The organism is Terrabacter carboxydivorans (assembly GCF_039532035.1).
Classification (GTDB): domain Bacteria; phylum Actinomycetota; class Actinomycetes; order Actinomycetales; family Dermatophilaceae; genus Terrabacter; species Terrabacter carboxydivorans.
The window spans coordinates 197,700-223,245 of the sequence record NZ_BAAARE010000005.1 but is presented as its reverse complement, the minus strand read 5'-3'; the positions used below and the strand labels follow the sequence as shown (position 1 = coordinate 223,245).

Here is a 25,546-nt window from a genome sequence, read left to right as displayed (position 1 = left end):
AGGGGGTGACCACCGTGGAACGACGCGCCCCCGACGACGTCCTCGTCCACCTGCGCCGCGCACGGGACCATGCGGACCGCCACTACTCCGAGCCGCTCGACCTCGACGCGCTCGCGGCCGAGGCGCGCCTGTCGAAGTACCACTTCCTGCGCCTCTTCCGCTCGACCTACGGTGTGACGCCGCTCGAGTACGTCTCGAAGCGGCGGATCGAGCGGGCCCAGGACCTGCTGCGCTCGTCGAACCTCACCGTCACCGAGGTGTGTCACGCCGTCGGGTTCACCAGCCTCGGGTCGTTCAGCAGCCGCTTCCGGGCGGTCGTGGGGGAGACGCCGAGCAGCTTCCAGGCGAGGTATGCCGCATCGGGAGGTCCGCACATCCCCGGCTGCGTCATCTTCATGTGGGGTCTGGCCGAGCGCTGCGCAACGCAGGAGAAGCAGGACCCGCCGGGCGCGTCCTAACGTGGCGGCATGATCACCAACATCTCCATCGTCAGTGTCTTCGTGAAGGACATCGACGAGTCGAAGCGCTTCTACGTCGACGTCCTCGGTTTCGAGGAGAAGGACGACATCACCCTCGGTGACGGCTACCGCTGGTGCACGGTCGTGCACCCCAACCAGCCCGAGCTGCAGGTCAGTCTCGCGATCCCCGGACCGCCGTTCCCGGACGATCTCGTCACGGCGATGAGGCGGGCCCTCGACGCCGGCGGCCTCAACGGGCTCGGTCTCTCGGTCGACGACTGCGAGAAGACGTACGCCGAGCTGACCGCCAAGGGCGTGGAGTTCCTGCAGCCTCCGTCCGTCAGGCCCTACGGCACCGAGGCCGTGTGCCGCGACAACTCAGGCAACTGGGTGGTCCTCGTGCAGGAGGCCGGCCGCAAGGTCGTCGCCGCCGACTTCGTCTGAGGACGGCGGCCACCTCAGCGGGGAAGGTCGGCAGGCCCCGTCGGCAGTATGCGTCGGGTGGGCGTCAGGGGCCGACGAGGACCGGCCGGCTCGACCACGCGCAGAGGCGGTCGTAGCCGAGGGAGAGGTACAGGCCGCGCGCCACCGTGTTGTGGGAGTACATCCCGAGGGTGGCCACCCCGCTCTCGAGGACGGCCTGCCGGGTCACCGCACCGACGATGGTGCGGCCCAGGCCCTGACCGCGCCGTCGGGAGTCGACCGCGACCGACGACAGGTGCGGTGCACCGCCGCGAGTGACCCCCCAGGCGGCGGCCGCGCAGAGCGACCCGTCGGGCTCCTCGACGCCGAACCAGCGCTCGCCCCGCCCCGGCTCGGTGTCGGCAGTGGGGGAGTGCGTCTCGAGGAAGGCGCCGACCTCACCGGCCCGGGCGACGTCGTCGAGGGGCACCACGCGCTCGTGGGACGGGTGCTCGGCGGGGGCGACCGTGGTGTGGAACCACTCCCAGTCGCCTCCGTCGAGCACGCGGTAGCGCTCTCGCAGCAGGGGCTCGAGGTGCTGCGGGACGCTGACCGACAGGGCCCGCCGCCCGGGGGCGACGGTCGCCGCGATCTGCGGAAGGTGGTCGAGCAGCACCGTCGACCCGGCGTCGTCACCGAGGACGTTGACGGTGCGTTGCACCGCCTTGCGCGTCCGCTGGAACGCGACGGCCCCGGCAGCCCGCCACCACGTCGCTGCCAGCTCGTCGGTGACCTCGCACCGCACGAACGGGTGCCCCTCGACGGCGCCCAGCAGGTCGTGCAGCCCGTGCCCGGTGAGGACAGCGGTCACTCGGTGATCCCGAAGCGGTCGTGCAGCCGACGCAGCGGCGCCGGGGCCCACCAGTTGAGCCGGCCGAGCAGCGTCATCGTGGCGGGCACGAGCAGCATCCGCACCAGGGTGGAGTCGATGACGACGGCCGCCACGAGCGCCACCCCCATCTGCTTGATGATGAGGATGTCGCCCGCGACGAAACCGCCGAAGACGATGACGATGAGCAGCGCCGCCGACGTGATGATGCGTCCGGTGCGTTGCAGGCCCAGGGAGACCGCGCGGTCGTTCTCGGCGCCGTGCCGGTGGAACTCGACGATCCGCGAGAGCAGGAAGACCTCGTAGTCCATCGACAGGCCGAAACCGAAGGCGAGGACGAGGAAGGGCACCATCGACTCGACGGCACCGACCGAGCTGAAACCGAGCAGTCCCTCGAGGTGGCCCTCCTGGAAGATCCACACCACGACCCCGAGAGCGGCGCCGAGCGAGATGACGTTGAGCAGCAGCGCCTTGACCGGCACGACCACCGACCCCGTCATGAGGAAGAGCAGGACGAACGTGCCGAGCCCGACGAGGGCGACAGCATACGGCGCCCGGGCGGACATGGAGTCGAGGAAGTCGATCTGGCCCGCGGCCTGGCCGGTCGTCAGGGTCTCGAACGGGGCCGGCGTGGCGCGCACCGTCGTCACGAGGTCCTGGGCCTCGTCGGACGTCGGCCGACCGGCGACGCGCATGTTGACCCGCTGGTGCTCCGAGCCGAGCGGCTGCACGGCGATCGCCTCGACGCCCGGGCGGGAGCGGAACTGCTGGGCCCAGGCGGTGACGGCAGCGGTGTCCGAGGAGGCCGCGACGACGGTCACCTCGGGCGCCGAGAGCGCGGGATAGTCACGGTCCAGCTGCTCGAAGAAGACGCGCTGCGGTGCGTCCTTGGGGAGCAGCTCGGTACCCGACGACGTCAGCTTCATCGAGAGCGTCGGCAGCGCCAGCGTCACGAGGACGACGACGACCCCGACGATGACGAGCACCGGGCGGCGCTGCACCCCGACGGCGAGCCGGGAGAAGACGCCGACGTCGGACGTCTGCTCGACCGCCTTGCGCGACAGGCGTTTTGCCCCGACCACGCACAGAGCGGGGACGAGCGTGATGGCCACGACCATCGCGACGAGCACCACGCTGACACCGGCGACGCCGATGGCTCGCATGATCGAGGCCTCGAAGACGAGCAGACCGGCCAGCGCGATCGCGACGGTGAGACCGGAGAAGAGCACGGTCCGTCCGGCGGTGGCCACGGTGCGCTCGGTGGCGCGGGCGACCTCCTCCCTCGTCGGCACATCGTGCTCACGGTGGGCGAGCTCCTCGCGGAAGCGGCTCACCGTCAGCAGGCCGTAGTCGATCGACAGCCCGAGCCCGAGCAGCGTCACGATGTTGACGACCGTGGCGTCGAGCTCGACGGCGTGCGAGAAGCCGAAGAGCGAGAGCAGGGCCCCGCCGATCGACACGACCGCGCCGACGATCGGCATGCCTGCGGCGACGAAGCCGCCGAAGACGAAGAACATGACGAGGAAGGTGAGCGGCAGGGCGATGCCCTCGCCGCGCAGCAGGTCGTGCTCCACGGTGCTCGTGATGGCCTTGATGACCTTGCTCGTGCTGCCCACCGAACCCTGCGCATGCATCGTCGTCGCCACCGCGAGCAGGCGCGTCTCGGCCTCGGACTCGGCCGTGTCCTGTGCCGCCTTGTCGAGGCCCGGCACGAAGTCGACGACCGTGACGAAGCCACCGGCGGCCGGCGTGCCCCCCTTGAGGAGCGGGGCGACCGAGGGGTCGGTCAGGCCCTGCGGGGCGAGCAGCGGCGACCGGACGCTCTTGACCCCCTTGACCTCACCGACCGCGCGGGTCGCGGCTGCGCCGTCCTGCACCGTCCTCGCGTCGGTGAGGTCGGCGCCGGTCACCTGCATGGTCAGGGTCTCGAGGGCCGGCTGGCTCTGGGCGATGACGTCCTGCGCGCGAGAGGCCTCGGAGTCCACGGTCGGCGCTCCGGAGTGGAGGCGCTCGAAGAGCGACTCCCCGGTGACGCCCCCGACGGCGACGGCGAAGCACACGACGGCGATGGCAGCCCAGGCCGTCACCCAGGTGCGGGGGTGTCGGGCGATGAGCGCTCCGAGACGGCCCAGACGGGTGCGCGGCGCCGGGTCCGCGGGTGAGGGGTTCTGCACGCGGATAGCCTTCCACAGTGATGTCAGACAGTCCGGCGGACCTCTTCGGTGCGGCCTCCGCCGCCGACCGCGGCGAGCAACCGGCCTCGGCCGGGGTCGCCCCGCTGGCCGTGCGGATGCGCCCACGCTCACTCGAGGAGGTGCGCGGGCAGGCCAAGGTGCTGCGGCCCGGGAGTCCGCTGCGCCGGCTCATCGAGGGGTCCGGCGGCGCAGCCGGCCCCCTGTCGGCGATCCTCTGGGGGCCGCCCGGCACCGGGAAGACGACGCTGGCGCACCTCGTCGCGACGGCCGCCGAGCGCCGGTTCGTCGAGCTGTCGGCCGTCACGGCGGGGGTCAAGGACGTCCGCTCCGTCATGGAGTCGGCCGTCCGGGAGCGCGACCTCTACTCGCGCCAGACCGTGCTCTTCCTCGACGAGATCCACCGCTTCACCAAGGCCCAGCAGGACGCCCTGCTGCCCGGCGTCGAGAACCGCACCGTCATCCTCGTCGCCGCCACGACCGAGAACCCGTCGTTCAGCATCATCTCCCCGCTGCTCTCGCGCTCGGTGCTCGTCACCCTGGAGTCCCTGTCAGACAAAGAGATCGGCGAGCTGCTGGCAGCAGCCCTCACGGACGAGCGCGGCTTCGACGGCGAGCACACCCTGGCGGCCGACGCCACCGAGCACCTCGTCCGCATCGCCGGTGGTGACGCCCGTCGTGCCCTCACCTCGCTCGAGGCCGCCGCCGGCGTCGCCCTCGACGCCCAGCCCGCAGGGCGGCTGTCCGACGACCCCTTCGAGATCACGCTCGCCCACGTCGAGCAGGCCGTCGCCCAGGCGGCCGTGCGCTACGACCGGGCCGGCGACCAGCACTACGACGTGGCGAGCGCCCTCATCAAGTCGATGCGCGGCAGCGACGTCGACGCTGCCCTGCACTACCTCGCCCGGATGCTCGAGGCGGGGGAGGACCCGCGCTTCATCGCACGCAGGATCGTCATCTCCGCGAGCGAGGACGTCGGCATGGGAGACCCGACGGCCCTGCAGACGGCCGTGGCCGCGATGCACGCCGTCGCCCAGATCGGCATGCCGGAGGCGCGGATCATCCTCGCGCAGGCCGTCGTGCACAACGCCATGGCACCCAAGTCCAACGCGGCATACCTCGGCATCAACGAGGCGATCGCCGACGTGCGCGCCGGGCGCGGCGGTGTCGTGCCGGCGCACCTGCGGGGGAGCGGCTACGCCGGGGCCGAGCGCCTCGGCCACGGCACGGGCTACGTCTACGCCCACGACGAGCCGGACGGGGTCGCGGCCCAGCAGTACCTGCCCGACGACCTGCACGACTCGGTCAGCTACTACCGACCCACCGACCGCGGCTTCGAGGAGCGGCTCCGCGCCCGCTGGGAATGGCTCTCCGGACGGCTGGGACGCACCCGTCGGCCGTGAGCCCAGGTGACCCGAAACGGCCTCCGGTCGGGGATTGTTTCGGGCCTGTGACGCGTGGACGCACATTATGTGGCCGGACGTGCCGGTCGGTAACGATTTGTCATCCATGCGTATCTCGATGCTTGGACGGCACGAAACTCTGTGGCAGGCTCACGACGTCCCGGCGGGGGTGCCATCCGGAAGATCTGGTGTGCCCTTGAGGGCGGTTCGGGTGACGCAGACCCCGGACCGGATGTGATCCCACAAGGATGGAGACAACGCGTTGAACGCCATGCCGGAGCCCTCAGCAGGAACGCTGACCGAGGTATCCGAGGAAAAGTCTCCGACAGCGGCGCCTGAGCACCAGGACGTACGGACCGGTCGGTCCCCCGGGCAGGTGGCCTGGGCCCGGCTGAAGCGGGACAAGGTCGCGATCATCTGTTCCGTCATCATCCTGCTGTTCATCATCGTCGCGATCTTCGCGCCGCTGCTCGTCTCGCTCGAGGCCGTCGACCCGATCACCAAGGTCAAGGCCGACGTCGGCACGGTGCACACCGAGCTCGTCGACTTCAACGGCCTCCCGACGGTCGGCGCCAGCTCGGCGCACTGGCTCGGTGTCGAGCCGCGGCTCGGGCGTGACCTCTTCGCCCGCTGGGCCTACGGCGCCCGCCCGTCGCTCATCATCGGCTTCGTCGCGGCGTTCGCCTCGACGATCGTCGGTGTGACCCTCGGACTCGTCGCCGGCTACCTCGGCGGCCTCGCCGACAAGATCATCTCCTGGGTCATCGACTTCTTCCTGTCGCTGCCGATCCTGCTCCTCGTGCTGGCCGTCATCCCGATCATGCAGAAGCGCCTCGCGGCCGGTGGCGACCTGACGCCAGAGGAGACCTCGACGATCCGCTTCTGGGTGCTCATCGTCATCCTCGTGGTCTTCGGCTGGATGGGTCTGGCCCGCCTCGTGCGCGGCGAGGTCAAGAGCCTGCGCGAGCGCGAGTTCGTCCAGGCGGCCCGGGCCATCGGCGTGCCGACCCGCTCGATCCTCTTCCGCGAGATCCTGCCCAACCTCGTCGGCCCGATCATCGTCTCGGCCTCCATCGCGGTGCCCGCCTACATCACCTACGAGGCCACGCTGAGCTACCTCGGCGCCGGACTGGTCGAGCCCACAGCCTCGTGGGGTCGCACCATCGCCGACGCGCAGAACCTCTTCGCCACGTACCCCCTGTGGCTGTGGCCGTCGGTCATCGGCCTCTCGCTGCTCGTCCTCGCCCTCAGCCTGCTCGGCGACTCGATCCGCGACGCGTTCGACCCCACCAGCCGCCGCTGACCCCATCCGGGTCTCGGCCACCAGATGTTCCCGGCAAAACGCCGGGACAAGCAAAAGGGAGCAAACAACAATGCGCTGGACCAAAGTCCTGACCGTGGGAGCCGCGGCTTCCCTCGGCTTCGTCGCGGCCTGCGGCGCACCTGCCGCCAACAACGGCACGCCGGGTGGTACCAACGGCACCGGTGGGAAGGTCGACCAGGCGGGTGCCGCCCTCGACCCCAACGCCAAGGGCCCGGCCCCGGAGATCCCCGGTGCGAAGAAGGGTGGCATCCTCACGGTGCCCTACACCTCGACGCCGGCCAACATGGACCCGAGCGACCAGTTCTACCAGGACACGGCCGTCATCTTCTCGCTGACGAACCGTGCCCTGACGACCTACGTCTCTCGTGACGGCAAGCAGGTGCTCGTGCCGGACCTCGCCACCGACCTGGGCAAGCAGTCCGAGGACGGCCTGACGTGGACCTTCACGCTCAAGGACGGCATCAAGTACGAAGACGGCACGCCGGTCAAGGCCGCCGACATCGTCTTCGCGGCCAAGCGCTCGTTCGACCCCGACCTCGCCGCCAACGGCCCGACGTACCAGCGCGAGTTCTTCAAGGGTGGCGCCGACTACCAGGGCCCCTACAAGGGTGACAAGAACTGGAAGGGTGTCGAGGCCCCCGACGACAAGACCGTCGTCTTCCACCTCGAGAAGCGCTTCGAGACGCTGCCCTACTTCGTCTCCTTCAACCAGTTCACGCCGATCCCCGAGGCGAAGGACAAGAAGGCCGACTACCAGCTGCACCCGCTCGCCACCGGCCCGTACATGTTCGACAAGTACACCCCCGGCACCGAGCTGGTCCTCAAGCGCAACCCCAACTGGGACCCGGCCACCGACCCGGCGCGCCACAACTACCCCGACGGCTTCCACTTCAAGTGGGGCGTCGACACCATCAAGACGCAGACGGCCATCCTCGCCTCCAACGGCGACGACGCCACGAGCCTCAACTGGGACCCGATCGACTCCTCGCTCATCCCGCAGATCGAGGGCGACAAGAAGGCCCAGTTCGAGGAGGGTCCCTCCTCCTGCGTGCTCATGGTCAACCTGGACGCCCGCAAGATCCCGCTGCCGGTCCGCAAGGCGATCGCCGTGGCGTGGCCCTTCGACTCGATCCACAAGGCCGCCGGCGAGACGACGCACTCGTTCTCGCCCGCCAGCACGATCATCCCGCCGCAGATCGCCGGTCACCTCGACTACACCGCCGAGGCCGCTCCCGGCTTCAAGATGAACGGCCAGGGCGACGGCAACGCCGACGAGGCCAAGAAGATGCTCGCCGCGGCCGGCTACGGCCCCGACAAGCCCTTCGAGCTCATCTACTACTACACCAACGACGACGACATCGCGCAGAAGGTCAACCAGGTCCGCAAGCAGAAGCTCGAGGCCGCCGGCTTCAAGGTCCAGGACATCGGTGTCCCGAACGCCGAGCGTCGCAAGCTCGTCGGCGACCCGAAGGGCAAGTACAACATGCTCCAGTCGCCGCGCGGCTGGTGCTTCGACTGGCCGTCCGCCGACTCGATCATCCCGCCCACCTTCGGCACCATCGCGCTGTCGCAGGGTGGCACGACCTTCGGCAACTTCTCCGACGCCAAGATCGACGCCGAGATCAAGCGCATCCAGCAGCTCTCGATCACGGAGCAGGGCCCGGAGTGGGGCAAGATGGACAAGTGGCTGACGGAGAACTACCTCCTGGCCATCCCGGACAACAACGACAAGGGCAACTCGGTCTTCGGCACGAAGGTCAAGAACGTCCACAACAACCCGAACAAGGGCATGCCGGACCTCACGGACGTGTGGCTCGACTCCTGAGTCGGCAGTGACGGCGTCCCCACGGGGGCGCAGGAACTGAACTGACCGCCGTGGTGGGGGTCCGGGACTTCCCGGGCCCCCACCACCGGCGCCCACCTCGTTTGGAAGGCAAAACGTGCTCACGTACATCCTCAGGCGGTTGGCTCTCGCCCTGAGCGTCATCCTGGCCACGCTGGTCTCGGCGTTCCTGCTGTTCTTCGCGGGCCCGTCCGACCCGGCCCAGGCCATGTGTCCCGAGACCCGCTGCAACGCCACGCGACTCGCCGCCATCACCAAGAGCCTCGGGCTCGACAAGCCGCTGACGGTGCAGTTCTTCGACTACTTCAGGGGTCTGTTCGTCGGGCGCGACTTCCTCTACGCCGGCGACACCGTCCACTGCGGCGCCCCGTGCCTGGGCTTCTCCTTCGTGACGCGTCGCTCCGTCAACGACGAGCTCTTCACGCGCTTCCCGAACACCGTCGTGCTGGCCCTCATGGCCGCCGTCGTGTTCGTCACCGTCGGCGTCACGCTCGGCATCATCGCGGCCGTGCGCCGTGGTTCCGCGGCCGACCGCGGGCTCGTCGGTGCCTCTCAGGTGCTCGGCTCGATCCCGTACTACGTGCTCGCGCTCCTCGTCGCGCTCTACCCCGTGATCCTCTGGAACGTGCTGCCGCAGTACTCCGCGATATCGGCGGGGGTGGGCCCGTACTTCATGGGCATGCTCGCGCCCGCACTGATCCTCGGGCTCGTCACGTCGGCGTCGTACGTGCGCTACACCCGTAACTCGATGATCGAGACGCTGTCGATGGACTACATCCGCACGGCGCGCTCCAAGGGCATCAACGAGCGGACGGTCCTGTTCAAGCACGGCTTCCGCGCCGCGATGAGCCCCATCGCCACGATCCTCGGTCTCGACATCGCGGCCCTGCTGACCGGCACGCTCATCACCGAGCAGATCTTCGGTGTCGACGGCATCGGCCGCCGTGGCCTGGCCGCCCTGAAGTCCTTCGACCTGCCGGTCATCATGGGCACCGTCCTGATCGGAGCGGTCGTCGTCGTCATCATGAACCTCGTCGTCGACATCGCCTACTCCTTCATCGACCCGCGAGTGAGGCTGTCGTGACCGCCACCGTCAACACCATCTCGACCCAGTCCTCCGAGGCCCGCGACCCCGGAGACGTCGTCCTCGACGTCAGCGACCTCTCGGTCGCCTTCCCTACCGAGGAGGGGGTCGTCAAGGCGGTCTCGAACCTCACCTACCAGGCCCGGCTCGGGCGCACCCTCGCCATCGTCGGCGAGTCGGGGTCGGGCAAGTCGGTCAGCAGCATGGCGGTGCTCGGGCTGCACAACCCGAAGCGCACGCAGATCACCGGCAGCATCAAGCTCGACGGCATCGAGCTCGTCGGAGCGCCGGCCTCGACCTTCCAGAGGATCCGCAGCACCAAGGCCGCGATGGTCTTCCAGGACCCCCAGAGCTCGCTCCACCCGTTCCACAAGGTGGGCAAGCAGATCGCCGAGGCCTACCGCGCCCACCACAAGGTGAGCAAGCAGGTCGCGCTGAAGCGCGCCGTCGAGATGCTCGACCTCGTCGGGATCCCCAACCCGCAGCGGCGTGCCAACTCCTACCCGCACGAGTTCTCCGGCGGCATGCGCCAGCGCGCGATGATCGCCCTGGGCCTGGTCAACAACCCGAAGCTGCTCATCGCCGACGAGCCGACGACCGCGCTCGACGTCACCGTGCAGGCGCAGATCCTCGACCTCGTCAACGACCTCCAGAAGGAGTTCGGCTCGGCCGTCATCCTCATCACGCACGACCTCGCGGTCGTCGCCGAGACGGCCGACGACATCCTCGTGATGTATGCCGGTCGTGGCGTCGAGAAGGGCAGCGCCAAGGAGGTGCTGGCCCAGCCGTCGCACCCCTACACCTACGGTCTGCTGCAGTCGCTGCCCTCGCACTCCGAGGACCTCGAGGAGCTCCGGGCGATCAAGGGCACGCCGCCGAGCCTGCTCAACTTGCCGAACGGCTGCTCCTTCCACCCGCGCTGCGAGTTCAAGTCGCAGGTCGACGGCGACGCCTGCTGGACCGTGCTGCCCGAGTGGCGCGCCACGCTCGGCCTGACCAACCGCGAGATCCGTTGCCACCTGGCCGATCCCGTGGCCACCCTGAAGCACGACGAGGGAGAGCGATGAGCGACCAGACCCTGCTCAAGGTCACCGACCTCCAGCGCCACTTCCCGTTCCGTGAGGTCCAGGGCCTGCGGATGGTCCGCGCGACGGTCAAGGCCGTCGACGGCATCAGCTTCACGGTCAAGGAGGGCCAGACCCTCGGCCTCGTCGGTGAGTCCGGCTGCGGCAAGTCGACGACGTCGCGCCTCGTGACGCGTCTCGACGAGCCCACCGGTGGCTCGATCGAGTTCGGCGGCCGTGACATCACGCACCTGAAGGAGCACGAGCTGCGCGACATCCGCCGCGACGTGCAGATGATCTTCCAGGACCCGTACTCCTCGCTGAACCCGAGGCAGACGGTGGGCGCCATCCTCAGCACGCCGCTGCGCGTGCACGGCCTGCACCAGGGCAAGGAGAAGGCCCGCGTCCAGGAGCTGCTCGAGCTCGTCGGGCTCAACCCCGAGCACATCAACCGCTACCCGTCGGAGTTCTCCGGTGGCCAGCGCCAGCGCATCGGCATCGCCCGCGCCCTGGCCGTCGAGCCGAAGCTCATCATCGCCGACGAGCCGGTCTCGGCCCTCGACGTGTCGATCCAGGCCCAGGTGATGAACCTGCTGGCCAAGCTGCGCAACGAGCTCGGCCTGGCGTTCATCTTCGTCGCGCACGACCTCGGCGTCGTGCGTCACTTCTGCGACCAGGTCGCGGTGATGTACCTCGGCAAGATCGTCGAGTACGGCGACAAGAAGAAGATCTACGAGGCTCCCGAGCACCCGTACACCCAGGCGCTGCTCTCGGCGGCCCCGGACATCAACGTCGCCCGCGGCATCGCCCCCAAGGAGCGCATCCGCCTCATCGGTGACGTGCCGAGCCCCATCGACCCGCCGAGCGGCTGCCGCTTCCGCACCCGCTGCTGGAAGGCGCAGGACATCTGCGCCCAGGTGGAGCCGCCGCTGCTCAGCGCGACGACGGAGGAGTCCACCCGCGCGTTCCGCGAGGGTGGCGTGCACCTGCAGGCGTGCCACTTCCCCGAGGTCAAGACCGACCTCGTCGCCGAGGTCCCGGCCTGACGGCCGACCGGCACGAGCACGACGTATGCCGCTGGGCCGGCTCCCGCACGGGGCCGGCCCAGCGGCATACGTGGGTGACGACGGCCGGCGCTCCCGACCGCAGGTACGCGGCGGGCGCCGCCACACGGCATACCGGGTCAAAGGTGGTGGGACTCGCCCGACGGGGTCCGTTAGGGTTGAAGGACCTCGGCGCGAGCGTGCGCCGACGACCGAAGGACGATGAACGTGGCCCAGAAGGGACCCAGGCGCACCCGTGTGGACGGACTGCCGCCGGCGAGGCGAGCTCCCCGGGGGCCAGCCGCGCCCCGCTGAGGCGCGAGGCTGACCCCGCCCCGCCCGCCTGTCCGCCCGCCACCGGGGGACAGGCCTCCCCGCAGACCACCGTCGACCCCAAGGACCCATCATGGAAACCGCTGAGATCAGGCGTCGCTGGCTCTCGTACTTCGGCAGCCACGGCCACACCATCGTGCCGAGCGCCCCGCTGGTGCACGACGACCCGAACCTGCTGTTCGTCAACGCCGGCATGGTCCCGTTCAAGCCGTACTTCCTCGGCCAGGAGACCCCGCAGTTCAGCCGCGCCACCAGCGTGCAGAAGTGCGTGCGCACCCTCGACATCGAGGAGGTCGGCAAGACCACGCGCCACGGCACGTTCTTCCAGATGAACGGCAACTTCAGCTTCGGCGACTACTTCAAGGAAGGCGCCATCCAGCTCGCGTGGGAGCTGATCACGCGCAGCCAGTCCGAGGGCGGCCTCGGCTTCGACGAGAAGGACCTCTACGCCTCCGTCTACCACGAGGACGACGAGGCGATCGCGCTGTGGAAGAAGGTCGCGGGCCTGTCCGACGACCGCATCGTTCGCCTGGGGCGCAAGGACAACTACTGGAACATGGGTGTCGCCGGTCCCGGTGGCCCCTGCTCCGAGATCCTGCTCGACCGCGGCCCCCAGTTCGGTGCCGACGGCGACTGGGAGGCGGGCGACCGCTACCTCGAGTTCTGGAACCTCGTGTTCATGCAGTACGAGCTCGAGAACGTCCGGTCCAAGGAGGACTTCGACATCGTCGGGGACCTGCCCAAGCGCAACATCGACACCGGCATGGGTCTGGAGCGCGTCGCGTTCCTGCTCCAGGGCGTCGACAACATCTACGAGACCGACGAGGTCTTCCCCGTCATCGCGGCGGCCGAGGACCTGAGCGGCCTCCGCTACGGCGCGGACCACGAGGACGACGTGCGGTTCCGCGTCGTGGCCGACCACGTGCGCAGCTCGCTCATGCTCATCGGTGACGGGGTGACCCCCGGCAACGAGGGCCGCGGCTACGTGCTGCGCCGCCTGCTGCGCCGCGCCGTGCGCTCCATGCGCCTGCTCGGTGTCGACGCCCCCACCCTCGAGCAGCTGCTGCCCGTCAGCATGGAGCGGATGAAGGCGTCCTACCCCGAGCTCGAGACCGACTTCAGCCGGATCAGCCAGGTCGCGTACGCCGAGGAGGAGGCCTTCCGGCGCACGCTGAGCTCCGGGACGACCATCCTCGACACCGCGGTGGCGCGGGCCAAGTCCTCCGGGGCCACGACCCTCGGCGGCGCCGAGGCGTTCGCCCTGCACGACACCTACGGCTTCCCGATCGACCTGACCCTCGAGATGGCGGCCGAGCAGGGACTGCAGGTCGACGAGCCCGGCTTCCGCCGGCTCATGGGGGAGCAGCGCGACCGCGCCAAGGCCGACGCCCGCTCCAAGAAGTCGGCGCACGGCGACACGAGCGTCTACCGCCAGCTCTCGGACACCCTCGGGCGCGACGTCGAGTTCACCGGGTACGACCAGACCCTGACCGACACGCGCATCCGAGGCCTGATCCGCGACGGCGTCGTCGTCGACCGTGTGGGTCCCGGCGACGAGATCGAGGTCGTCCTCGACCGCACGCCCCTCTACGCGGAGTCGGGCGGCCAGCAGGCCGACCACGGCCGCATCCGCCTCGCCAACGGCGCGCTCATCGAGGTCACGGACGTCCAGCGTCCGATCACCGGCCTCGTCGTGCACCGGGCCACGGTGCTCGAGGGCGAGGCTGGGGTCGGGGCCGACGCGGAGGCCGAGGTCGACGTCGCGCGCCGACGGTCGATCTCGCGCGCCCACACCGCGACGCACATGGTCCACCAGGCCCTGCGCGACGAGCTCGGTGACACCGCGACGCAGGCCGGGTCGGAGAACTCGCCCGGCCGGCTCCGCTTCGACTTCAAGTCGCTGCAGGCCGTCCCGGCCGCGGCGATGGGCGAGATCGAGGGCCGGATCAACGCCGTGCTGCTCGACGACCTGCCGGTGACCGCCGACATCATGAACATCGACGCCGCCAAGAAGCTCGGCGCTATGGCGCTCTTCGGCGAGAAGTACGGCGAGCGCGTGCGCGTCGTCTCCATCGGCGAGTGGTCGCGCGAGCTCTGCGTCGGCACGCACACGCCGCGCGTCGGGCAGATCGGCGTCGTCAAGCTGCTCGGCGAGAGCTCGATCGGCTCCGGCGTGCGCCGCGTCGAGGCGCTCGTCGGCGCCGACGCCTACTCCCACCTCGCCCGCGAGGCGACGATCGTCAGCCAGCTCACCGACACCCTCGGCGTGCGGCGTGACGAGCTGCCCGACCGCATCGCGGCGATCCTCGCCCGGCTCCGTGACGCGGAGAAGGAGATCGCGGCGGTGCGACAGAGCCAGGTGCTCGGTGCCGCGACCGGTCTCGTGCAGTCCGCCCGCGACATCGCCGGTGTCACCTTCGTGAGCCACGACGCCGGTGACGGTGTCACGGGCGACGACCTGCGCAAGCTCGTCACCGACGTCCGCGGACGCCTCGGCAACGACCGACCCGTGCTCGTCTCGATGGCGTCGGTGGCCGGCGGTCGACCTGTCGTCATCGTCGCGACGAACGAGCGGGCCCGCGAGGCCGGCCTCAAGGCGGGCGCGTTCGTCAAGCTCGCGGCCCAGGCGCTCGGGGGCGGTGGCGGCGGCAAGGACGACCTGGCCCAGGGCGGCGGCAGCGACCCGACGCGCGTCTCGGCCGCGCTCGGCGCCGTCGAGGACCACCTGCGCAACCGGGGCGCCTGACCTTGACCGACCCTCGTTCCCGCACCGGGGCACGTGTCGGCGTCGACGTGGGCAACGCCCGCGTCGGCGTCGCCGCGTCGGACGCCACGGGGGTCCTGGCCCACCCGGTCCGCACGCTGCCCCGGGACGTCGAGACCGACAGCGACGTCGAGGCGATCGTGGCCCTCGTGCACGAGCTCGATGCCATCGAGGTCGTCGTGGGCCTGCCGCGCCTGCTCTCCGGCGAGGAGGGCGAGGCGGCGCGCATCGCGCGGGACTACGCCGGTCGGCTCGCGGGCCGACTGGGTACGGTGGGGGTGCGGATGGTCGATGAACGCTTGACCACCGTGGACGCGCACCGCAGACTACGCGACAGCGGCGTCCCGGGTCGGGGGCAACGGGCCGTCGTCGACCAGGCAGCCGCAGTGCTCATCCTGCAGTCGGCTCTCGACACCGAGTCGCTGTCGGGCCGCCCACCGGGGGAGACCGTCACGCCGGGGGGCAAACGGAAGAAGGAACGTCGTCGATGAAGGACCATCTCGAGTCATCCATCTTCGGCGACCACGAGGACACCGTCGACGGGGTCGAGCACCTCGACGCCGGCCACCCGCCTGAAGGGGCCGCGCCGGGCGCCACCCCCTCGAGCCGCCGCGAGATGCGCGAGCAGGAGCTCGCGGCCCGCCGGCGTGGTCGCGGTCGCGGCAAGCGCCGCGGTGCCCGGGACGGCGCTGCCGGCAAGCCTGCACGCGGCAAGCCCTCGGTCCTGCGACGCCTGGTCGTCATCGTGCTCGCCCTCGCCGTCATCGGCGGTGGCGTCGCCGTCGCCTACAAGGCCCTGCGGCCCGTCGTCGAGGGCTTCCTCGAGTCCAACGACTACCCGGGCCCGGGCACCGGTGAGGTCCGCGTGACCATCGAGGGCGGCTCCGGGGGCACCGCCATCGGCAAGACCCTCGCCGACGCCGACGTGGTCAAGTCGAGCAAGGCGTTCGTCGAGGCCGCGAACAACGACCCGAGGAGCGCCGGCATCCAGCCGGGCGTCTACACGATGAAGCGGCAGATGAAGGCCGCCGACGCGCTCGCCCTGCTCCTGGACCCCAAGAACCGCCTCGTCACCCGCGTCGTCATCCCCGAGGGCCTCTGGGCCGACGAGATCTACGCCAGGCTCTCGAAGGCCTCGAACATCCCGGTGGACCAGTACGTCGCCGCCGCCAAGCAGGTCGACCAGCTCGGCCTGCCGCCGTCGGCCAAGGGCAACATCGAGGGCTACCTCTTCCCGGCCAGCTACGAGTTCGGTCCGTCCAGCTCGGCGCTCGACCAGCTGAAGCAGATGGTCGCCGAGTCGACGAAGCGCCTCGACGACCTGCAGATCGCGCCCGACAAGATGGAGCGCGTCGTCACGATCGCGAGCCTCATCGAGGGCGAGGCCCAGAACGAGGACGACCGCTCCAAGGTCGCCCGCGTCGTCGAGAACCGGCTCGCCGCCAAGATGTCCCTCGGTTTCGACTCGACGGTCAACTACATCTTCAAGAAGCGGGGCGTGCCGACTCAGGAGATGCTCGACAGCAGCAACCCCTACAACACGCGCCGCTTCCCCGGGCTGCCCCCGGGCCCCATCTCCAACCCCGGTGACAGCGCCCTCAAGGCGGCCGCGAACCCCGTGGTCGGTCCGTGGCTCTACTTCGTCACGGTCAACCTCGACACGGGCGAGACGAAGTTCGCCACCACCTACGCCGAGCACCAGCGCAACGTCGCCGAGTTCCAGAAGTGGTGCACCGACAACAAGGGCAAGTGCTGAACGAGCAGATCGGCGTGGCCCGGCACTGTGCGGTGTGGGGCAGCCCGATCGGGCACTCGCTCTCCCCGGTGCTGCACCGCGCGGCCTACGCGGCGCTCGGGCTGCGCGACTGGTCCTACGACCGGCGTGAGGTCGACGAGGCGGCGTTCGACGCCGCCCTGGCCGGGCTCGACCGGTCGTGGGTCGGGCTGTCCCTGACGATGCCGCTCAAGGAGGTCGCCCTGCGCAGGGCGACGGTGGTCACCCCGGTCGCGGCAGCCACCGGCGCCGCCAACACGCTCGTGCGGGACGCCGACGGCACGGTCGGGTGGACCGCCCACAACACCGACGTGCACGGGATCACCATGGCCCTGCGCAACGCCGGTTGCGACGAGCCCGGTGACGTCCTCGTCGTCGGGTCGGGTGCCACGGCGCGGTCGGCCCTGGCCGCGGTCACCGTCGCCGCGGCGGCGACGGGGTCCGAGGCCCGGGTCGTGCTCATGGTCCGTGACCGCGTGCGCCCCGAGACGCTCGACCAGGCGGCCTCGGCCGGCCTGCACGTCGAGACCGTGGGGATGGGCGAGTGGGCGGCGGCGGCCGATGTCGCCGCAATCGTCAGCACCGTGCCCCCCGAGTCGGCCCCCGACCTCGACCGGCTCCCGCAGGCGCGCTCCGGCAGCCGGCCCCCGGTCGTGCTGGACGTCGTCTACGGCGGCGGGGAGACGCCGTTGCAGCGGGCCGCCCGCGCGCGGGGCTGGGCCGTCGCGGAGGGCACGGACATGCTGCTGCACCAGGCCGGCGAGCAGGTGCGCCTCATGACGGGCCGTGAGGCTCCCCTCGACGCGATGGCGGCCGCCCTCCGGGCAGCGCTGCACACGAGCGCTCGGTCGACCGGACACACGAGCGGGCACCTGCTCCCGCGTGAGCGTGGGTCCCAGCGGTGATCCCTCCGATGACGTGGGCCCCCTCCGTCGGCGCCCCGTGGTGGTTCGTCGCCGCACTCGTCGTGGCAGGTGGCGTCGTGGGAGAGGTCCTGCGACGCCGGCTGGCCACGGGGGGCTACCGCATCGAGGACGAGACGGGACCCCTGCCGCGGGTGTCGTCGTTCGTCGTGCCCGCTGCCGTCGCGCTGCTCTGGGGCCTGCTCGGCTGGCGCTTCGGCCCGCTTTCGCAGTGGGCCCTGACCCCGGCCTACCTCGGCTTCGCCTTCGTCGCCGTGGCACTCGCCTGGATCGATGCCGACGTCCACCGCCTGCCCCGCGGCCTGACGCGGCCGGCCTACCCGCTGCTCGTCGGCCAGCTCGCCCTCGCGTCGTGGGCGTCGGGGGACTGGGAGGCCCTGCGTCGTGCGGCGGTCACCGGCGCCGTGCTGTGGGGGATCTACTTCGTCCTCGCGGTCGTGGCCGCCCTGCTCGGCAGCGGGTTCGGCTACGGCGACGTCACCCTCGCCGGCCTGGTCGGGCTCGCGACCGGCTACGTCGGGGTGTCGACGACCCTCGTCGCCTCGTATGCCGCGTTCGTGCTCGCGGGCGTCTACGGGGTCGCCCGCCTCGTGCTGCGTCGTGGCTCGCGTAAGGACGACATCGCCTTCGGGCCGTGGATGCTGCTCGGCCTGCTGCTGTCGCTCGTCGTGCAGGTGCAGCCGCTGTTCTGACCGCCGCGGCGTCCAACGGCGCCGGGGGAAACCGGGACGGACACCAGGACGACCGGCGGACGGGCTGCGGTCCCGCGGAGCGGGCGGGTCCGGGGCGGCTTCGGCGCGCATGGGAGGATCGAGCCATGTTGCGTTGGTTGACGGCCGGTGAGTCGCACGGGCCCGCACTCGTCGCCATGATCGAGGGCCTCCCCGCGGGGGTCGAGGTCGGCGCGAAGGACCTGCAGGCCGCCCTGTCCCGCCGGCGCCTCGGCTACGGCCGCGGCGCCCGGATGAAGTTCGAGCAGGACGAGGTCGAGTTCCTCGGCGGGCTGCGACACGGCCTGACGCTGGGCTCGCCCATCGCCGTCCGCATCGGCAACAGCGAGTGGCCGAAGTGGACCACGGTGATGAGCCCCGAGGCCGTCAGCGACGAGGCGTATGCCGCGTCCGACGACGTCAACGCCGAGAAGGAGGTCGCGCGCAACAAGCCGCTGACCCGTCCGCGGCCGGGGCACGCCGACCTCGTCGGCATGCAGAAGTACGGCCACGAGGATGCCCGCCCGGTGCTCGAGCGCGCCTCTGCGCGTGAGACCGCTGCCCGCGTCGCCCTCGGCGAGATCGCGGCCCGTTTCCTCGAGCAGTCCTACGGCATCCGCCTCGTCTCGCACACCGTCTCGATCGGCACCGCCGCCGTGCCTGCCGACGCGGCTCTCCCGACCCCCGACGACGTCGAGCGGCTCGACGCCGACCCGGTGCGCGCGTTCGACCCCGAGGGGTCGGCCGCCATGGTCGCCGAGGTCGACGCGGCCAAGAAGGACGGCGACACCCTTGGCGGTGTCGTGGAGGTCCTCGCCTACGGCGTGCCGCCGGGCCTGGGCTCGCACGTCCACTGGGACCGCAAGCTCGACGGACAGCTCGCGCAGGCCCTGATGAGCATCCAGGCGATCAAGGGGGTCGAGGTCGGCGACGGCTTCGAGACCGCGCGCCGTCGCGGGTCCGAGGCGCACGACGAGATGGAGCTCGTCGACGGCGTCATCACCCGCCGCACCGGTCGCGCCGGGGGCACCGAGGGCGGCATGTCGACCGGTCAGGTGCTCCGGGTCCGTGCCGCCATGAAGCCGATCAGCACAGTGCCACGCGCACTGTCGACGGTCGACGTCGCGACGGGTGAGGCCGCCACGGCCATCCACCAGCGCTCCGACGTGTGCGCCGTGCCGGCCGCCGGGGTCGTCGCCGAGGCGATGGTGGCGCTCGTCCTCGCGGCGTCCTGTCTGGAGAAGTTCGGCGGCGACTCGGTCACGGAGACCGCACGCAACCACACGGCATACCTCGACGGCATCCGGAAGGGGCTGCGCACGTGGTGAACGATTCGAGCACGCGACCGGTGGCGGTCGTCGTCGGGCCGCCCGGTGCGGGCAAGACCACCGTCGGGCAGGCGCTCGCGGCCCGGCTGGGGGTGGCCTTCCACGACGTCGACGCGGCGATCGAGGCGGCCCAGGGCCGCTCGATCTCCGACATCTTCGTCGACGACGGCGAGCCGGTCTTCCGCGACCTCGAGCGGGCCGAGGTCGCCCGCGCGCTCGCCGAGGAGTCGGGCGTCGTGTCGCTCGGCGGGGGAGCGGTCATGGACCCGCTCACCGAGGACGCCCTCGCCGGCCACGCCGTGGTGTTCCTCGACGTCGCCATCGCCGACGCCAGCAAGCGCATCGGCTTCGACCGCTCCCGCCCCCTGCTGTCGGTCAATCCGCGCGCCTCGTGGGTGCGCATGATGAACGACCGGCGCCCCACCTACGAGCGCGTCGCGACCGTGCGGGTCGACACTGCCGGCCGCACCCCCGAGGAGGTCGTCGACGTCGTCGTCGCCGAGCTCGAGGCGGCTCGCGCGTGACCGCAGACGCTCCGACGACCATCTCGGTCGGCGGCGACTACGACGTCGTCATCGGGTCGGGAGTGCTGGACCGGGTCGGTGACCTGCTCGGCGCCGACGTCGACCGCGTGCTCGTCGTGCACCCGCCGACCCTGCCCGAGCTGACGGCGCGCGTGACCTCCGCCCTCGAGGGCCTGGGGTATGCCGTGCACGTCGCCGAGGTGCCCGACGCCGAGGCAGCCAAGACGGCCGAGGTCGCGGCCTCGCTGTGGGCTCAGCTCGGCGTCGCCGGCTTCACCCGGACCGACGCCGTCGTCGGGGTGGGCGGCGGCACCGTCACCGACCTCGCCGGCTTCGTCGCCGCCTCGTGGCTGCGCGGCGTGCAGGTCGTGCAGGTGCCGACCACCCTGCTCGGCATGGTCGACGCGGCCGTCGGCGGCAAGACCGGCATCAACACCGCTGAGGGCAAGAACCTCGTCGGTGCCTTCCACCCGCCCGCCGGTGTGCTGTGCGACGTCGACGTGCTGGCGACCCTGCCGGAGGCGGACCTCGTGGCCGGGCTTGCCGAGGTCGTCAAGTGCGGCTTCATCGCCGACCCCGTCGTCCTCGACCTCGTCGAGGACGCGGTGGCCTCCGACCCGACCGCCGCCCGCGGTGCGGCGAACCCGCACCTGCGCGAGCTCATCGAGCGGGCCGTCCGGGTCAAGGCCGACGTCGTCGCCGCCGACCTGCGCGAGAGCTCGCTGCGCGAGATCCTCAACTACGGCCACACCTTCGGCCACGCCATCGAGCAGGTCGAGCACTACACTTGGCGGCACGGCGAGGCCGTGGCCGTCGGCATGGTCTACGTCGCAGAGCTCGCCCGCCTCACCGGCCACCTCGCCGGTCCCGAGGGCGACGCGCTCGTGGCCCGGCACCGGTCGGTGCTCGAGTCGCTCGGGCTGACGACGACGTATGCCGCCGGCCGCTGGGACGAGCTGCTGACCGCCATGCGCCGGGACAAGAAGTCCCGCGGCTCGACGCTGCGCTTCGTCGTGCTCGACGGCCTGGCCCGGCCGAGTCGTCTGGCGGGCCCCGACGACGCCCTCCTGCAGGCCGCCTACGGACTCGTGTCGCGCCGCGGCACCTCACCGTCCTGAGCGGTCCGGCTCACTAGACTCGCGGGCATGACGGCACCCACGGTCTTCGTCCTGTCGGGCCCCAACCTGGGCCGGCTCGGCACGCGTGAGCCCGAGGTCTACGGCTCGGACACGCTCGACGACGTCCACGCGGCCGTGCAGCGCGAGGCCCGTGACCTCGGGCTCGTCGCCGACTGCCGCCAGACCAACCACGAGGGCGAGCTCATCGACTGGCTCCACGAGGCCGTCGACGTCGGCGCCGACGTCGTGCTCAACCCCGGTGCGTTCACCCACTACTCGTACGCCGTCCGCGACGCCTGCGCGATCGTGACCACGAGCGGCCGGAGCCTCGTCGAGGTGCACCTGTCCAACCCGGCGGCACGCGAGGAGTTCCGGCACACGTCCGTCGTCGCCGGGGTCGCGACCGGCACGGTGGCCGGGTTCGGGCTCCAGTCCTACCTGCTGGCGCTGCGCGCGCTCGTCTGAGGCCCCGCCGATTCCTGCGGACGTCGCGATGTCCGCGGAGGGGATGCTCCGGTCTCCACCAGCCGTGAACGTACGGAGTCGCTGTGCGTCGTCGGACCGGCGGGAGAAGGCGGCACCCTTCTCGAGCCGTCGAAGGTGGGAGGGCGTGGGAGTCTTCTCGGGTGAGCGGAGACGAGGGGCTCGTCGTCAGCGCGATGGCGATCAACGTGACCATCCCGGAGTCCTTGCGCTGGAACGACACCCGCCGCGGACAGGCCTTCCGGCTCGACACGATCAACGTGCGGATGCTCCCCGACGGGCACCTCGCAGCGAAGGCGTACGGCCGACCCGTCGAGGGTGGCCGGGGCGCCTATGTCTCCTTCTCCGTCCCAGACCGGCCCGAGCTGGCGTCACTGATCGCGGCCGCGGCCGACCGGGCTGCCGAGCGCTGGGCGGCCCACCGGGGCCTGCACTGACCGGTGCCCCCCGGCTCGCCGTGCGGCCGGCGGTGTCAGGCGGCGCCGAGGACCTCGGGGAGCGGCTCGGAGTGGACGATCGTCAGCTCCGACACGGCTCGGGTGAGCACGACGTAAAGGCGCCGCAGACCGGTGCGCTCGTCGGGCTCGGCCGCCGCGATGGCAGCCGGCTCGAGCACCACCGTGCGGTCGAACTCGAGGCCCTTGGCCACGCTCGCGGGCACGACCTCGACCTGGTGGTCCTCGTCGTCGCCGTGGTCGCGGTCGAGCCGTCCGTGGGAGATGCCGCGTGACGCGAGCGAGGAGGAGACGCGCTCGACGTAGGCGTCGGGCACGATGACGCCGACCGACCCGGCTGCGCCCGCGGCCCGCTCCACCGCCTGCACCACCTCTGCGTCGAGGTCGGCCGGTGCTGCGGGGCGGATCTCGAGGCGGCCCGGGTTGTCGCGCACCGACACGGGAGCGCCGAGCCCGGGAGCCATGACGGGCAGCAGCCGCGCGGCGTACTCGATCACGACGGCCGGGACCCGGAAGCCGCGGTCGAGCACGACGAGGTCGTGGTCGTCCTTGCCGAGGTGGCGCATCGCCTCCTCCCACGACGCCGTCGCCCACGGCGTCGTGCCCTGCGCGATGTCTCCGAGCACGGTCACGGAGCCGGTGGAGCAGCGGCGGCCGACGGCGCGCAGCTGCATGGGGGAGAGGTCCTGGGCCTCGTCGAGCACGACGTGCCCGAGGCTCGGCACGCGCCGCAGCAGGTCGTCGGCCTCGTCCAGCAGGGCCATGTCCGCTCGAGACCATCGCGCAGCGCCCTTGGTGCGAACCGGCTTGTCCCACAGCAACATTCGCTGCTCATCTTCGGTGAGGTCATCGCCGGCCGCGGCGCACAGGGCCTCGGCGTCGGACCAGAGCCGGTGCAGCACTCCCTGCGGGTCGAGCGCGGGCCACACCGACGAGACGTACTTCTTGACCGTGGCGGACTTCGCGACGGCGTCCTGGACCCGGTCGTCGGGGGCGTCGCCCGCACGTTCCATCTCGAGGAGCACGTGGTGGGCGAGACGCTGCGGGAGCAGGTCGCGAGCCGCGGAGTAGCGCACGCCCCGCGCCGCGAGCTCGTCGACGATCTCCGCGACCTCGTATGCCGGCACGCGCCACTTGCGCACGCCGCGCGGCACCACGAGCGCCTCCGTGGGACGCACGAGGCTCGACCACACCGCCCGGCGCAGGACCGTCGCCAGTCGGGCGTCGCCCTTGAGGGTCGCGACGGCGGCCGGCTCGTCCGCGCGCACCCGGCCGTGGTCGAGCAGGGTCTCGATCGTCGCGTGGCCGACCCGCACCTCGCCGAGCGACGGCAGCACGGCGCCGATGTGGTCGAGGAACGCGCGGTTGGGTCCGACGACGAGCACCCCCGAGCGGTCGAGGCGCTCGCGGAAGGAGTACAGCAGCCACGCCGCCCGGTGCAGCCCGACGGCGGTCTTGCCGGTGCCCGGCGCACCCTGGACGCAGACGCTGACAGCCACGTCGCTGCGCACGATCTCGTCCTGCTCCGGCTGGATGGTCGAGACGATGTCGCGCATCGGGCCGGTGCGCGGTCGCTCGATCTCGGCCGCGAGGATCGAGCCGGGGCCGGGCGCGTCGCCACCCCCGGTCGGCGCGGGCTCGCGCAGGTGCTCGTCCTCGAGGGCCGTGAGCCGACCCCGGTCGACGCCGAACCGGCGCCTCAGCACGACGTCCATCGGCTCGAGCTTCGACGCGCGGTAGAAGGCGGTCGAGATCGGGGCGCGCCAGTCGACGACCACGGGGTCGCCGGCCTCGTCGGTGACGTGCCGCCGACCGATGTGGAACCGTTCGGCCGGCCCGTCGGCCGGATCGACGTCGATCCGGCCGAAGAACAAGGTGGTGCGCGGGTCGTCCCGCAGCGAGGCGATGCGCCGGGCCAGCACCCAGCCGAGCACCTCGCCCGAGAGGGCGTCGCTCGCCTTGGACGCGTCGAGCGACTCGGCCAGCTCGCGCATCCGGGTGAGCTGGGCGCGCGCCCCGTCGAGGTAGGCCTGCTCCTCGGCCAGCTCGGAGTCGAGTCCGTCGGCGCTCACGCGAAACCCTTTCTGCGGCGGGACACACACCGGCACGGGGGCAACCCGCCGGGACCGGATGCCGGTGGGTCATGACCTGGTCGGTGTGTTGCGGGGGAGGGGAACGGGTCAGGGTACACCGGCCGCACGCGTCGCGCCGGTGTGCGATTCCGCGATCCGGTGGCGCCCCGGCTAGACTCGTGCGGCAACTCCCCAAGACAACGAGACGTCCGGGGCTCTCGCGTGCCCAGGGGCACGCGACCGGGCCGGCCGGCATACGAAAGTGGTTTGTGACGATGGCTTCGACCAACGACCTGAAGAACGGCATGGTGCTCAACATCGAGGGACAGCTCTGGTCCGTCGTCGAGTTCCAGCACGTGAAGCCCGGCAAGGGCCCCGCGTTCGTGCGCACCAAGCTCAAGGCCGTCCTGTCCGGCAAGGTCGTGGACAAGACGTTCAACGCCGGCACCAAGGTCGAGACCAGCAACGTCGACAAGCGCACGATGCAGTACCTCTACAAGGACGGCACCGACTTCGTCTTCATGGACACCGACACCTACGACCAGCTCAACGTGTCGGAGACCGTCGTCGGCGACGCCGCCAACTACCTGCTCGAGAACCAGAACGCGCTCGTCGCGACCAACGAGGGCCTGCCCCTCTACGTCGAGCTGCCCGCGTCGGTCGTCCTCGAGATCACCCACACCGAGCCGGGCCTGCAGGGCGACCGCTCCACCGGCGGCACCAAGCCCGCCACCCTCGAGACGGGCGCGCAGATCAACGTGCCGCTCTTCCTCGAGACCGGTACGCGCGTCAAGGTCGACACCCGCGACGGGTCGTACCTCGGCCGCGTCAACGACTGAGCGGACGCGAACTCCCTTGGCAGCACGCAGCAAGGCCCGCACCCGGGCCCTCGACATCCTCTTCGAGGCGGACCAGCGCGGCCTCAACGCCGAGACGCTCCTCGACGAGCGGCTGACCGACAGCGAGTCGCGGGCCGCGAACAACCCCTACACGGCGGAGCTCGTGCGCGGCGTGGTGGCCAGGTGGAACGACATCAACGCGGCGCTGACCGACTACAGCCAGGGCTGGACCCTCGAGCGGATGCCCGCCGTCGACCGCGCGATCCTGCGCCTCGGCGCGTGGGAGGTGCTGTGGAACGACCAGATCCCCGACGCCGTGGCGATCTCCGAGGCCGTGGCGCTCGCGACCGAGCTGTCGACCGACGAGTCGCCGGCCTTCGTCAACGGCCTGCTCGGCCGGCTCGCAGAGGTCAAGGCGACCATCGTCTGACCGACGCCGCACCCGCAACACACAGCGCACGAAGCCACCCGCACGCGGGTGGCTTCGTGTTTTCCGGGTCGGTCCGTGCCTCCCGGCGGCG

The 25,546-nt window shown here is 71.2% G+C and carries 23 protein-coding genes; 20 read left to right on the top strand and 3 right to left on the bottom strand.

The window, feature by feature from the left end; all coding sequences use genetic code 11:
* The first annotated feature begins 5 nt into the window (after positions 1-5).
* Together ABD297_RS07510 and ABD297_RS07505 are read left to right on the top strand one after the other, a co-directional pair.
* The gene (locus ABD297_RS07510) at positions 6-458 is read left to right on the top strand and encodes a helix-turn-helix domain-containing protein (protein WP_344254221.1); all 453 of its coding nucleotides are present in this window, start codon (positions 6-8) and stop codon (positions 456-458) included.
* 9 nt (positions 459-467) lie between these two features.
* Positions 468-902, top strand: coding sequence for a VOC family protein (locus ABD297_RS07505; RefSeq protein WP_344254219.1), 435 nt, complete (start codon positions 468-470; stop codon positions 900-902).
* Positions 903-966: 64 nt separating this feature from the next.
* Here ABD297_RS07505 and ABD297_RS07500 read toward each other — a convergent pair whose 3' ends face one another.
* Together ABD297_RS07500 and ABD297_RS07495 are read right to left on the bottom strand one after the other, a co-directional pair.
* Positions 967-1,731 carry a GNAT family N-acetyltransferase gene (locus ABD297_RS07500; protein ID WP_344254217.1) on the bottom strand — a complete coding sequence of 255 codons (765 nt, stop codon included), beginning with the start codon at positions 1,729-1,731 and terminating at the stop codon, positions 967-969.
* Positions 1,728-3,923 carry an MMPL family transporter gene (locus ABD297_RS07495; protein WP_344254216.1) on the bottom strand — a complete coding sequence of 732 codons (2,196 nt, stop codon included), beginning with the start codon at positions 3,921-3,923 and terminating at the stop codon, positions 1,728-1,730. The genes ABD297_RS07500 and ABD297_RS07495 overlap by 4 nt, the downstream gene beginning before the upstream one ends.
* A 20-nt stretch (positions 3,924-3,943) precedes the next feature.
* On the opposite strand from ABD297_RS07495, the gene ABD297_RS07490 reads away from it, so the two are divergent.
* The 16 genes from ABD297_RS07490 to ABD297_RS07415 all read left to right on the top strand — a co-directional run bounded on the left by ABD297_RS07490 (position 3,944) and on the right by ABD297_RS07415 (position 22,096).
* Positions 3,944-5,344 (top strand): replication-associated recombination protein A, encoded by a 1,401-nt coding sequence (locus ABD297_RS07490; RefSeq protein WP_344254259.1) that lies wholly within the window; start codon positions 3,944-3,946, stop codon positions 5,342-5,344.
* Positions 5,345-5,720: 376 nt separating this feature from the next.
* Entirely contained in the window at positions 5,721-6,647 is a 927-nt protein-coding gene (locus ABD297_RS07485) for an ABC transporter permease (RefSeq protein ID WP_344254215.1), read from the top strand.
* Between the two features lie 94 nt (positions 6,648-6,741).
* On the top strand, positions 6,742-8,493 hold the full coding sequence (locus tag ABD297_RS07480; RefSeq protein ID WP_344254214.1) for an ABC transporter substrate-binding protein: 1,752 nt from the start codon (positions 6,742-6,744) through the stop codon (positions 8,491-8,493).
* Between the two features lie 115 nt (positions 8,494-8,608).
* Positions 8,609-9,595 (top strand): ABC transporter permease, encoded by a 987-nt coding sequence (locus ABD297_RS07475; RefSeq protein WP_344254213.1) that lies wholly within the window; start codon positions 8,609-8,611, stop codon positions 9,593-9,595.
* Positions 9,592-10,662, top strand: a complete 1,071-nt coding sequence (locus tag ABD297_RS07470; protein ID WP_344254212.1) for an ABC transporter ATP-binding protein — start codon at positions 9,592-9,594, stop codon at positions 10,660-10,662. The genes ABD297_RS07475 and ABD297_RS07470 overlap by 4 nt, the downstream gene beginning before the upstream one ends.
* A complete protein-coding gene (locus ABD297_RS07465; protein ID WP_344254210.1) occupies positions 10,659-11,705 on the top strand; it encodes an ABC transporter ATP-binding protein in 1,047 nt (348 codons plus the stop codon). The genes ABD297_RS07470 and ABD297_RS07465 overlap by 4 nt, the downstream gene beginning before the upstream one ends.
* Before the next feature lie 403 nt (positions 11,706-12,108).
* Positions 12,109-14,781, top strand: a complete 2,673-nt coding sequence (gene alaS, locus ABD297_RS07460; protein WP_344254209.1) for an alanine--tRNA ligase — start codon at positions 12,109-12,111, stop codon at positions 14,779-14,781.
* 2 nt (positions 14,782-14,783) lie between these two features.
* Complete coding sequence (gene ruvX, locus ABD297_RS07455) at positions 14,784-15,290, top strand: Holliday junction resolvase RuvX (RefSeq protein ID WP_344254208.1); 507 nt, start codon at positions 14,784-14,786, stop codon at positions 15,288-15,290.
* The gene (mltG, locus tag ABD297_RS07450) at positions 15,287-16,555 is read left to right on the top strand and encodes an endolytic transglycosylase MltG (protein WP_344254207.1); all 1,269 of its coding nucleotides are present in this window, start codon (positions 15,287-15,289) and stop codon (positions 16,553-16,555) included. Before ruvX ends, mltG begins: the two co-directional genes overlap by 4 nt.
* A complete protein-coding gene (locus ABD297_RS07445) occupies positions 16,549-17,478 on the top strand; it encodes a shikimate dehydrogenase (protein WP_344254206.1) in 930 nt (309 codons plus the stop codon). The genes mltG and ABD297_RS07445 overlap by 7 nt, the downstream gene beginning before the upstream one ends.
* 8 nt (positions 17,479-17,486) lie before the next feature.
* Complete coding sequence (locus ABD297_RS07440; RefSeq protein WP_344254205.1) at positions 17,487-18,188, top strand: prepilin peptidase; 702 nt, start codon at positions 17,487-17,489, stop codon at positions 18,186-18,188.
* Between the two features lie 125 nt (positions 18,189-18,313).
* Positions 18,314-19,534 (top strand): chorismate synthase, encoded by a 1,221-nt coding sequence (gene aroC, locus ABD297_RS07435; protein ID WP_344254204.1) that lies wholly within the window; start codon positions 18,314-18,316, stop codon positions 19,532-19,534.
* Positions 19,528-20,058 carry a shikimate kinase gene (locus tag ABD297_RS07430; RefSeq protein WP_344254203.1) on the top strand — a complete coding sequence of 177 codons (531 nt, stop codon included), beginning with the start codon at positions 19,528-19,530 and terminating at the stop codon, positions 20,056-20,058. The genes aroC and ABD297_RS07430 overlap by 7 nt, the downstream gene beginning before the upstream one ends.
* Complete coding sequence (gene aroB / locus ABD297_RS07425; protein WP_344254202.1) at positions 20,055-21,176, top strand: 3-dehydroquinate synthase; 1,122 nt, start codon at positions 20,055-20,057, stop codon at positions 21,174-21,176. Before ABD297_RS07430 ends, aroB begins: the two co-directional genes overlap by 4 nt.
* A gap of 27 nt (positions 21,177-21,203) precedes the next feature.
* Positions 21,204-21,641, top strand: a complete 438-nt coding sequence (gene aroQ, locus ABD297_RS07420) for a type II 3-dehydroquinate dehydratase (RefSeq protein ID WP_344254200.1) — start codon at positions 21,204-21,206, stop codon at positions 21,639-21,641.
* 161 nt (positions 21,642-21,802) lie between these two features.
* Entirely contained in the window at positions 21,803-22,096 is a 294-nt protein-coding gene (locus ABD297_RS07415; protein WP_344254199.1) for a hypothetical protein, read from the top strand.
* A gap of 35 nt (positions 22,097-22,131) precedes the next feature.
* Here the strand turns inward: ABD297_RS07415 and ABD297_RS07410 are convergent, their stop codons facing one another.
* Entirely contained in the window at positions 22,132-24,186 is a 2,055-nt protein-coding gene (locus ABD297_RS07410; protein ID WP_344254198.1) for a HelD family protein, read from the bottom strand.
* Positions 24,187-24,461: 275 nt separating this feature from the next.
* Here ABD297_RS07410 and efp point away from each other — a divergent pair, with 275 nt between their 5' ends.
* Positions 24,462-25,025 carry an elongation factor P gene (gene efp, locus ABD297_RS07405; RefSeq protein ID WP_344254197.1) on the top strand — a complete coding sequence of 188 codons (564 nt, stop codon included), beginning with the start codon at positions 24,462-24,464 and terminating at the stop codon, positions 25,023-25,025.
* A 16-nt stretch (positions 25,026-25,041) separates the two neighbouring features.
* Positions 25,042-25,455, top strand: coding sequence for a transcription antitermination factor NusB (gene nusB / locus ABD297_RS07400; RefSeq protein ID WP_147067836.1), 414 nt, complete (start codon positions 25,042-25,044; stop codon positions 25,453-25,455).
* Positions 25,456-25,546 lie beyond the last annotated feature (91 nt).